6 protein-coding genes and 1 pseudogene are annotated in these 5,402 nt (G+C 71.5%); 5 read left to right on the forward strand and 2 right to left on the reverse strand.

Features of this window, described 5'->3' with window-relative positions:
* Nucleotides 1–285, reverse strand: a pseudogene (locus tag AC1DQF_RS21060) (hypothetical protein); the annotation flags it as partial.
* A gap of 136 nt (nt 286–421) precedes the next feature.
* Here AC1DQF_RS21060 and AC1DQF_RS21065 point away from each other — a divergent pair.
* From AC1DQF_RS21065 to AC1DQF_RS21085, 5 genes are all read left to right on the forward strand, one after another.
* A complete protein-coding gene (locus tag AC1DQF_RS21065) occupies nt 422–1,600 on the forward strand; it encodes an acetoin utilization protein AcuC (RefSeq protein WP_477527179.1) in 1,179 nt (392 codons plus the stop codon).
* A 178-nt stretch (nt 1,601–1,778) separates the two neighbouring features.
* Nucleotides 1,779–1,985 carry a helix-turn-helix domain-containing protein gene (locus tag AC1DQF_RS21070; protein ID WP_477527180.1) on the forward strand — a complete coding sequence of 69 codons (207 nt, stop codon included), beginning with the start codon at nt 1,779–1,781 and terminating at the stop codon, nt 1,983–1,985.
* Between the two features lie 173 nt (nt 1,986–2,158).
* Nucleotides 2,159–2,260 (forward strand): 30S ribosomal protein bS22, encoded by a 102-nt coding sequence (locus AC1DQF_RS21075; RefSeq protein ID WP_008356322.1) that lies wholly within the window; start codon nt 2,159–2,161, stop codon nt 2,258–2,260.
* Nucleotides 2,261–2,284: 24 nt separating this feature from the next.
* A complete protein-coding gene (locus tag AC1DQF_RS21080; RefSeq protein ID WP_477527181.1) occupies nt 2,285–3,295 on the forward strand; it encodes an NAD-dependent epimerase/dehydratase family protein in 1,011 nt (336 codons plus the stop codon).
* Entirely contained in the window at nt 3,288–4,448 is a 1,161-nt protein-coding gene (locus AC1DQF_RS21085; RefSeq protein WP_477527182.1) for a lysophospholipid acyltransferase family protein, read from the forward strand. Before AC1DQF_RS21080 ends, AC1DQF_RS21085 begins: the two co-directional genes overlap by 8 nt.
* A 34-nt stretch (nt 4,449–4,482) precedes the next feature.
* Here the strand turns inward: AC1DQF_RS21085 and AC1DQF_RS21090 are convergent.
* The coding region (locus AC1DQF_RS21090; RefSeq protein WP_477527183.1) for a DUF5667 domain-containing protein at nt 4,483–5,402 on the reverse strand (920 nt) is incomplete at its 5' end.

The following is a 5,402-nucleotide window of genomic DNA, read 5'->3' on the forward strand; positions in this document are numbered from 1 at the left end:
GAGCACGACCATCACCACGCCGACCTTGAGGCTGACGACCTCGATCAGCTGGGTGAGGGTGACCACGACGGTGCCGGTACGCAGGTAGAGCAGCACGAACCCGACGTTCAGCAGGTAGAAGCCCACGACGAGCAGGGTGTTGACCGCGTCGGCCAGGCCGGTGTCCTCGCCGAAGACGTCGGTGAGGAAGACCCGACCGTTGCGCGACAGCGTGCGGGCCACCCAGATGGTGAGCGGGACGGTGACGACGAGGTAGCTGAGGTAGGTGACGGCGGTCCAGTCCATGACGACTCCTTGAACGTGTTCAAAAGTGGATGTCCCACACCGTAGCCCCGTTCTTGAACATGTTCAATTCCATCGGCGCCCGGAGCCGCACGAGTGGCTACCGCCCCACGGGCGCGTTACCGGTAGCGTCGGTCACATGGAGTGCCCCGGTCCCGCGTCCGTCGTCTTCGACAAGAGCCTGACGGAGTACGACTTCGGGCCCGGCCACCCGATGTCCCCGGTCCGGGTCGACCTCACGATGCGTCTCGCCGAGGAGCTCGGCGTGCTCGAGCACGTGCGCATGGTCGAGGCCCCGATCGCCGACGACGACCTGATCGCCACCGTCCACGACCGCGGCCTCATCGCGGCCGTCACGCGCTGCGGCACCGACGGCGGCGAGGACCCCGAGCACGGGCTCGGGACCGACGACGACCCCGTCTTCCCGGACATGCACACGGCCGCGGCGCACGTCGTCGGCGCGACCGTGGAGGCCTGCCGCCAGGTCGCGAGCGGGGAGTCGCTGCACAGCGCGAGCATCGCCGGCGGCCTGCACCACGCGATGACCGACCGGTCCGCCGGCTTCTGCATCTACAACGACGTCGCCGTGGGCATCCAGAGCCTGCTCGACCAGGGCCACCAGCGCATCGCCTACGTCGACGTCGACGTCCACCACGGCGACGGGGTGGAGCGCATCTTCTACGACGACCCGCGGGTGCTGACGATCTCGTTGCACGAGACCGGCCAGATGCTCTTCCCCGGCACCGGGTTCCCCTCCGACTCCGGCGGCGCCGGCGCCGAGGGGTCCGCGGTCAACGTGGCCCTGCCGCCCGGCACGGCCGATGCGGGCTGGTTGCGCGCCTTCCACGCCGTCGTGCCGCCGCTGCTGCGCGAGTGGAGGCCCGAGATCCTGGTGACGCAGCACGGCTGCGACTCGCACATGGAGGACCCGCTCGCGCACCTGATGCTCAGCGTCGACGGGCAGCGGGCGGCGTACCTCGCGCTGCACGAGCTGGCCCACGAGGTCGCGGAGGGACGGTGGGTCGCGACCGGCGGTGGCGGCTACGCCCTGGTCGACGTCGTCCCGCGTGCCTGGACGCACCTGCTGGCCATCGTCGGCGGCCACCCGCTGCCGCCCGAGACGGAGACGCCGCCGGAGTGGCGGGCGTACGTCACCGAGATGCTCGACCGCACCCCGCCCTACCGGATGACCGACGGGCGCACGCCGGCCTTCCGCGACTGGAACGACGGCTACGACCCCGAGACCTGGCTGGACCGCGCGATCATGGCCACCCGCGCCGAGGTCTTCCCGCTGCACGGCCTCGATCCCTACCCCTGACGGCCACCCGCCGCAGGGCAGGCCGGGCGAAATCAACCCGACACGCCGTTGGTCCCACAAGTTTCATGAGCAACCCCTTCCCCACGGGTCACACAAGGCCCTATTGTCGGCGACAGCGGCACGACTGTGACACCGGCGGGGAAGCCGGTGCCGTGCGGCACAGAAGGATCGGTGCACCATGGCCCCCACCTCCAACGGCGACATGTCGGACGTCGTGTTCCTCACGATCGCCGAGGTCGCTGCGAAGATGCGCGTCTCCAAGATGACCGTCTACCGGCTCGTCCACGGCGGTGAGCTGCCCGCCGTACGCGTCGGACGCTCCTTCCGCGTGACCGAGGACGACGTCAACGAGTACCTCCGCAAGAGCTTCTACAACGCCGGCTGACTGTCGTCCGGCGTGTCCTCCCGACCCTCGTCGGGCCCCGGTCGGGTGCGAGCCAGGCCACACGATTCTCCACCGTCCGGTACGGCCAGTAGGCTGTACAGGTCGCGCGGGCGCCTGCCTGCGCGCCGCACGTGCGCAGGAGTGCTCGTGCGACGCACGCGAAAGGTTTCCCTGTGGGTTCTGTCATCAAGAAGCGGCGCAAGCGCATGGCCAAGAAGAAGCACCGCAAGCTTCTCAAGAAGACGCGCGTCCAGCGTCGCAAGCTCGGCAAGTAGGTCTCAGGCCGGGGGCCGTAGGTCATGGGACGGGTCGTGCTGGTCACGGGGATCTCCCGCGACATCGGTCGGCGCTTCGCGCGCTCGGCCGCCAGCGACCCGTCCATCGACCGGGTCATCGGCGTCGACGTCGTCCCACCTCGCGGTGACATCGGCGACGTCTCCTTCGTGCGCGCCGACATCCGTACGCCGGTCATCGCCAAGGTCCTCGCCAAGGAGGACGTCGACACCGTCGTGCACATGAGCGTGATCGCGACCCCTGGCTCCGCCGGGGGACGCAACACCATGAAGGAGCTCAACGTCATGGGCACCATGCAGCTGCTCGCTGCATGCCAGAAGGCGCCCAACGTGGAGCAGGTGGTCGTCAAGTCCACCACCACGGTGTACGGCGCGAGCTCGCGCGACCCCGCGATGTTCACCGAGGAGATGGGGCCCAAGCGCCTCCCCTCCTCGGGCTACGCCAAGGACGTCTACGAGGTCGAGGGCTACGTCCGCGGCTTCGCGCGGCGCCGGCCCGACGTCGCGGTGACGATGATCCGCGCCGCGAACGTGATCGGTCCGCACGTGAGCAGCCCGATGACCAGCTACTTCCGGTTGCCGGTCGTCCCGCGGGTGCTGGGCTTCGACCCGCGCCTGCAGTTCCTCCACGAGGACGACCTGCTCGCCGTGCTCAAGCACGCGGTCAACGCCGGCACGCCCGGCACCTTCAACGTCGCCGGCCCCGGCATGCTGATGCTCTCCCAGGCGGTCCGTCGCCTGGGCAAGCCGTCGGTCGCCCTCCCGGCGGTCGCGGTCGGCCGCCTCGGCTCGACCCTGCGCCGGGCCCGCATGGCGGACTTCTCGCCCGAGCAGATCGGCTTCCTGACCTACGGTCGAGGGGTGGACACCACGCGGATGCGCACCGAGCTCGGCTTCGAGCCGCGCTTCACCACCGCATCGGCCTTCGCCGACTTCGGTGTGTCGCTGGGCGTCCCGCGGCGCACCCCCTCCGAGCCGGCCCTGGCCGGCACGACGTCCGGGGACACCGATGGCTGAGGCCGGGCGTCCCCGCCCCGAGGGTGCCGACGTCGTCCCCATCGGTACGTCGGGTCGACCCGGTCGCGGCACCGGCAAGCAGCGCCCCTCCGCGGCCGCCCGCAACCTCGCGCCCACTCCCCGCAAGGTCGCCCCGAGGCCCGCTCCGGTCAAGGCCGCCCGGCCCGTCCCGGTGCCTGTCGCCGACCCGGTCGGGTCCGAGCAGGTCACTCCGGGACCGCGCCCCGCGATCACCACCGAGGAGCGGCACCCGCTGGCGGGCATCCCCGTGGGCGACTGGCTGCACGCCTTCCAGCACGCGGCGGTCGAGCTCTTCGGTGACCAGTGGGAGCGGCGGCTGGCCGAGCTCATGGCCTTCCTGCGGCGTCGGCTGTCGGGCGACTACGTCGTCGACGAGTACGGCTTCGACGCCGAGGTCACCGAGCGGTTCCTCATGGCCGCCCTGCGCCCCGTCGCGGAGAAGTGGTTCCGCGTCGAGGTGCGCGGTGCCGAGAACATCCCCGCCTCCGGGGGCGCGCTCGTCGTCTCCAACCACTCCGGCACCGTGCCGGTCGACGGCCTGATGACCATGGTCGCGGTCCACGACACCACGGGTCGTTTCCTGCGCCCGCTCGGCGCCGACCTGGTCTTCAAGATGCCGGTCGTGAGCTCGATGGCCCGCAGGAGCGGCGCCACCCTGGCCTGCACCGAGGACGCCGAGCGGATGCTCTCCGGTGGCGAGCTGGTGGGGGTGTGGCCCGAGGGCTTCAAGGGCATCGGCAAGCCGTTCGGCGAGCGCTACAAGCTGCAGCGCTTCGGCCGCGGCGGCTTCGTGTCGGCCGCGCTGCGCACCGGGGTGCCCATCGTCCCGCTGTCGGTCGTCGGGGCGGAGGAGATCTACCCGATGATCGGCAACCTCCCCAACCTGGCCCGCCTCCTCGGCGTGCCGTACATCCCGATCACTCCGCTCTTCCCCCTCCTCGGCCCGCTCGGCATGATCCCGCTGCCCTCCAAGTGGCTGCTGGAGTTCGGGGAGCCGATCCGCACCGACGAGTACGACGCTGCGGAGGCCGAGGACCCGATGCTGGTCTTCGACGTCACCGACCAGGTGCGCGAGACGATCCAGCAGACGCTCTACACGCTGCTGCGGGAGCGCGACAGCGTCTTCCGCTGACCCGCTGACCCGCCCGGGCGCGGTCGAGGGCCGCTCAGTCGAGCAGCGAGTCGGTGGTCTGGTCGAGCGTGCCGCCGACGTCGCCGAGCACCCCGCCGACGACCGGTCCCACGACCGGACCCACGACGGGCACCTCGTTGACCAGGGTGGGGACGTCGCCGGTGAGGAGCTTGGTGACGTCGTCGACCGGACCGTCCGTCGCCCCCTTCACGGTGCCCTTGACCGTGCCCTTCACGGTCTTCTCCACGTTCCCGCCGGTCCCGCCAGCGGTGCCCGGCCCCTCGGTGGGGGAGCCGGTGCCGGTCCCGGTGGGTCCGTCTTGGGTGCCGCTGGCCGCGCCGCCGAGGGTGGTGTCGAGCTCGGGGACGACGATGCCGCCGACGTCCTGCCCCGAGATCGTCGCAGTGATGGCCGGTGGACCGGTGCGCCCGCGGTCGATGATCGATGCCGACGAGGTGCTGAGCACCGTGGCGACGTCCTCGCCGGGGATCGCGGCGGAGAGCAGGAAGGGCGGCAGGGTGCCGACCCCGCCGCCGCACGCCGGGCAGGCGGTCGCGGCGCGGGCGTCGATCTCGGCGAGGGTGTTGCCGGCGGTGACGAGCTCGTCGCGGGCCGACTCCGGGATCGTCGGCTCCAGGAGGGCCAACCGGTCGAGGCTGCTCGCGGTGAAGGTCCGCAGCGAGGTGATGAGCTGCTCGTCGCCGGTCGCGGCGTACGCGTCGAGCAGCATCTCCGACGCCTCCGTCGCCTGCTCGTCGAACGAGGTCAGGGTGTCGGCCACCGCCGCGTCCCGCGACACCGAGTCGGTGCCGGCGAGCTGGTCGGCCTCGGCCAGTCGACCCCGGGCACTGGCCAGGAGGTGGGCGCCCTTGGCGGCGTCGCCGGAGGAGAGCCCGGTGCGGGCGTCCTCGATCGCCCGCTTGACGGGGTAGAGGGATTCGCCGGGCAGGGCGG

The organism is Nocardioides sp. P4_G4 (genome assembly GCF_056401085.1).

What these genes read in the sequence shown, in the direction of transcription:
- AC1DQF_RS21065 (WP_477527179.1), top strand. Translation starts at nt 422, where the DNA reads ATGGAGTGCCCCGGTCCCGCGTCCGTCGTCTTCGACAAGAGCCTGACG.
- AC1DQF_RS21085 (WP_477527182.1), top strand. Translation starts at nt 3,288, where the DNA reads ATGGCTGAGGCCGGGCGTCCCCGCCCCGAGGGTGCCGACGTCGTCCCC.
- AC1DQF_RS21080 (WP_477527181.1), top strand. Translation starts at nt 2,285, where the DNA reads ATGGGACGGGTCGTGCTGGTCACGGGGATCTCCCGCGACATCGGTCGG.
- AC1DQF_RS21070 (WP_477527180.1), top strand. Translation starts at nt 1,779, where the DNA reads ATGGCCCCCACCTCCAACGGCGACATGTCGGACGTCGTGTTCCTCACG.